Origin of the sequence: Kocuria sp. p3-SID1428, assembly GCF_025149945.1 — a bacterium.
Taxonomy (GTDB): domain Bacteria; phylum Actinomycetota; class Actinomycetes; order Actinomycetales; family Micrococcaceae; genus Kocuria.
In genome coordinates this window covers 1-4,405 of sequence record NZ_JALXVH010000089.1, presented here as the reverse complement: position 1 = coordinate 4,405, position 4,405 = coordinate 1, and the positions used below count along the sequence as shown (strand labels likewise).

Genomic DNA, 4,405 nt, shown 5'->3' with positions numbered 1-4,405 from the left:
CCGGGACGACGACGACCCCCTCACCATCGCGGTGAGGGGGTCGTGCGGTGCGCGGACTCAGCCGCGCGGGGCGATCAGGCTCAGGCCTGGCCGTCCTTCTTCTCGCCCTGGGTGCCGTTGATCTGGTCCTTGATCTCGTTGACCGTGGACTTGGCATCCTCGGTCACGGACTTGGCGGTGTCCTTGACGCTCGACTCGGCCTTGGTGTCGTCGACGTTCACACCCTGGCCGGCGGCCACGGTGGTGGACTTGTCGACCGGGGAGGCCGTCACCCGCGGGGAGGTCGAGGCCGGGGTCTTCCACGGATCCTGGACCGGACGCGAGGCCTTGAAGGCGGCGGCGCCGGCGACCAGGCCGGTCACGACCAGGCCGAGGACGAGCAGGCCGCGGCCGCCGCCCTTCTGCGCCTTCTGCTGCTTCTTGGCGTAATCCTTGGCGGCCTTCTGTGCCTTCTTGACGGCCTTCTTGTCGCCGGTCAGGCGGATGATGGCGGCCTCGAGCTGCTCCGGGGTCTCGGCACCGGCGAAGCGCTGCGCGAGCTGCGCGGCGGCGGCGCTGTAGCGCTCGGAGACGGCCTGCTTGCCGTCATTGGCGGCCTTCAGCGCCTTGACGGCCTGCGGAGAGGCCTTCACGGCAGCACCCACCGGGGTCACCTTGGCGGCGACCTTGGCGACCTGCGGGGCCGACTTGGCGGCCTGCACGGCGGCGCGGCTGCGCAGCTCGTCGGTGGCGCCCTTGGCGCTGGCGGCGCCCTGCTGGACGTAGGGGGCGGCGGTGTGGATGCCGCCGGCCAGCGAGATCGCGCCGGAGCGCACACCCTCCTGCAGGCGCGGCGCCAGGGCGCCGATCTCCTTGGCGAGCCAGTCGCCGGCGTCGACGACGCGGTTCTCCACAGCGGCCTGACGTGCTGCGGCGGCCTTGGCGGCCTTCTTCTCTGCCCTCTTGTTCATGGAAGCTCCCTCCTCGGGGTCTAGGATTCTCGGTCCAGCATACGGGCTGTGCCTGGGATGACCCATGGTGGAGGCCGTCGGGTCACTCATCACTCAGGGAGTTTTCAGCAGACGGCTGTGCTTTTTCACTCGCGGCGGAACGGGAACCGTCGTCGTCTCTTCTCCGCGACAAGCGAGACGGTCATGGGATACTGGGGCCATGACTTCTCTTGCCACCGCTAAGGCGACCATCCACACGAACCACGGCGACATCGTCGTGGAGCTCTTCGGCAACCACGCTCCGAAGACCGTCAAGAACTTCATCGGCCTGTCCGACGGCTCCCAGGAGTGGGTGGACCCGAACACCGGCTCCAAGGGCGAGGGCCCCCTCTACAAGGACGTCATCTTCCACCGCATCATCAAGGACTTCATGATCCAGGGCGGCGATCCGCTGGGTCAGGGCGTCGGCGGCCCGGGCTACATGTTCGACGATGAGATCCACCCCGAGCTCAGCTTCGACAAGCCGTACCTGCTGGCCATGGCCAACGCCGGCAAGCGCGGCGGCCAGGGCACCAACGGCTCGCAGTTCTTCATCACCACCTCGACCACCCCGTGGCTCAACGGCAAGCACACGATCTTCGGCGAGGTCGTCGACGACGCCTCCAAGAAGGTCGTCGACGAGCTGAACAGCGTGCGCACCGGCGGCATGGACCGCCCGGTCGAGGACGCCGTCATCACCTCGATCGACATCGAGCAGCTCTGACGAGCACGAGCACCCGATGATCCCGCCGCTGCGGCGATCGTCGACCCGCAGGGGCCCGGCCGTTCGGCCGGGCCCCTGCGTCATATCCGAGGACGCAGGGCCCGCGACGACGGCGCCCCGCCGCCCAGCCAGGACCATCCATCGCACAGGAGCACACCGATGACCCAGGGACCCCACGAGCCGAGCGGAGAGCCCGGATCTCCCCGCGATCACCGCAGCGACAGCGGCCCGCAGTTGCCGCAGTACGGGCGGATGGCAGACCCGTCGCAGCCTGCTGGGCAGCCGAGCGATCCGCTGCAGGGGGCCTCGTGGCAGGCCGGGCATCCGGAGACACTGCGCACCCGGGCCATTCCCCCGGCTGCTCGGACTCGACGGCGCGGGGATGCGATGACCGTGACCTGGGTGCTGATCGGGATCAACGTGGCGGTCTATGCCCTGCAGTGGCTGCTGAGCCTGATGGGGGTCAGCCCCCTGGTGCTGCTGGGGCTGGCCCCCGGTTACGTCTGGCAGACGCCGTGGACGGTGCTCACCAGCGGGTTCGCGCACTCGATGACCAATCCCGCTCACCTGCTGCTGAACATGTACACGCTGTGGATCTTCGGGCGGATGCTCGAATCGGAGATCGGGCGCGGGCGCTTCCTGGCGGTCTACCTGCTCTCGCTGCTGGGCGGTGCGGCGGCGGTGCTGCTGCTCTCGCCGGCCTACACCTTCACCGTGGGCGCCTCCGGGGCGGTCTTCGGGCTGTTCGGCGCGGTGCTGGCCCTGGCGCTGTGGGGAGGGCGGCGCTACCGCGAGAACCTCTCCGGGATCCTCGTGCTGATCGGGATCAACACGGTCTTCAGCCTGTTCTTCCCCGGCATCTCCTGGCAGGGCCACCTGGGCGGGCTCGTGACGGGCCTGGTGGTCATGGGCGTGCTGCTGGGAGTGCGCGGACGCGGTCGTCGCCCGCGCGGCTGAGCGCTGTGCACAAGGGTTGTCCACAGACTGTGTCCACAGCGGTGGACGAACATCATTCGTGTAATTCCACATGTGTGAACAAGCCTGTGGATACCGATCAGGGCGGATCGGACCCGCGCTGTTCGCAGACATGTTCGACTTCTTCACACCTTTCTCCACACCTGTGGATAACTTTGTGAACCGGGTGGGGACGGATCCGCGTCGTCCGCTGGGATCCCTCGCGCAGAAAGCACGCGGCGGCGGCAACCGGTTGCCGGGGCTTGACCACGATCAAGCCTCGGCGCGGGCAGCAGTGTGACGATCGAAGATGCGGCCGGGACCGGCCGCCGGCTCAGCGCCTGCCGCGGTGGATCCCGACGGCGGCGATGGGGCGAAGCCCTGCACAGGAAGAGGAGCCCATGCTCTCCGAGTCAGCCCGCCCGCTCATCGAAGCCACTGCGCCCGTGATCGCCGAGCGCCTTCCGGACATCGCGCCGAAGTTCTACCAGTCGATGTTCGAGGCGGAGCCGCAGCTGATCGAGGAGGGCATCTTCAGCCGCGCGAACCAGCGCACCGGTGAGCAGCCCCTCGCCCTGGCCGGCTCCGTGGTCGCCTTCGCCACGCACATCCTCAACCACCCGGACTCCTACCCCGACGAGCTGCTCTCCCGGGTGGCCCACAAGCACACGTCGCTGGGCATCGTGGAGGGGCAGTACCCGATCGTGGAGAAGCACCTGCTGGGCGCGATCGCCGATGACCTGGGCGATGCCCTGACCCCGGAGGTCGCTGCGGCCTGGACCGAGGTCTACTGGCTCATGGCCGACGCCCTCATCAAGCTCGAGAAGGGCCTGTACTCCGAGCAGGCCAACGACAGCGTGTTCAACGAGTTCACCCTCGTGGACAAGCGCGAGACCTCGGAGGGCACCTATGTCCTCACCTACGAGCCCGCCGACGACACCCCCATGACCGATGCGGTGGCCGGGCAGTACGTCTCGATCAAGGTGCGGCTGCCCGAGGGCATCGAGCAGTCCCGGCAGTTCACGCTGATCCCGGTCGACAGCCCCCGTCAGCGCCGCCTGGCCGTCAAGCAGGACATGGACGGGGAGGTCTCGCCGGTCGTGACCGCCATGGAGGTCGGCTCCACGGTGAAGCTGTCGAACCCGTACGGCGACGTGGTCCTCACCGGCTCCACCGCCCCGCTCGTGCTGATCTCCTCGGGCATCGGCGTCACGCCTATGGTCGCGTTCCTGGACCGGCTGGTCGCCGAGGGGTCGCAGCGCCAGGTCACCGCCTTCCGCGTGGACTCCTCGGATGCAGCGGCGCCGCTGCTCGAGGAAGAGAAGGCCCTGATCGAGAAGCTGCCGGATGCGCGCTTCGAGCGCTGGACGGTCCAGGAGGGAGAGGCCGACCATATCGGCCGCGCCGACTTCGGCTCCGTCGGGGTCGATCCCAGCGCGGAGGTCTACCTGTGCGGGAGCCTGGAGTTCATGAAGGAGACCCGCTCGGCCCTGATCGGCGCCGGCATCCCGGGTCGTCAGATCCGCTACGAGATCTTCGGCCCGGATCTGTGGATGCTCCACGACGATGCCGTGGAGCATCACGCCGACGCAGAGTGAGCCTCGTCACCCCGTGAGCACCAGAGTGACCATCACAGTGACAAATTTGTCACTGTGATGGTCACTCTGGTGAGTAGTGCGCGGTGATTGCACGCGAGGCCCGTCGCCCCTGAAATCCAGGTGCGACGGGCCTCGTCGTCCTGTCGGGATCCAGTGGCGCC

General features: G+C 68.3%; 4 protein-coding genes. 3 read left to right on the top strand and 1 reads right to left on the bottom strand.

Going from position 1 to position 4,405, the window contains the following annotated elements:
• Positions 1–80: 80 nt before the first annotated feature.
• Positions 81–950: a hypothetical protein gene (locus M3E84_RS12310; protein WP_259896560.1), complete on the bottom strand. Its 870-nt coding sequence runs from the start codon at positions 948–950 to the stop codon at positions 81–83.
• Between the two features lie 199 nt (positions 951–1,149).
• Here M3E84_RS12310 and M3E84_RS12305 point away from each other — a divergent pair, with 199 nt between their 5' ends.
• The 3 genes from M3E84_RS12305 (at position 1,150) to M3E84_RS12295 (ending at position 4,244) form a co-directional block, all read left to right on the top strand.
• The gene (locus M3E84_RS12305; protein WP_053446631.1) at positions 1,150–1,692 is read left to right on the top strand and encodes a peptidylprolyl isomerase; all 543 of its coding nucleotides are present in this window, start codon (positions 1,150–1,152) and stop codon (positions 1,690–1,692) included.
• Positions 1,693–1,851: 159 nt separating this feature from the next.
• Positions 1,852–2,649, top strand: coding sequence for a rhomboid family intramembrane serine protease (locus M3E84_RS12300; RefSeq protein ID WP_259896559.1), 798 nt, complete (start codon positions 1,852–1,854; stop codon positions 2,647–2,649).
• 398 nt (positions 2,650–3,047) lie between these two features.
• Complete coding sequence (locus M3E84_RS12295) at positions 3,048–4,244, top strand: globin domain-containing protein (protein WP_259896558.1); 1,197 nt, start codon at positions 3,048–3,050, stop codon at positions 4,242–4,244.
• The last annotated feature ends 161 nt before the right edge of the window (positions 4,245–4,405 follow it).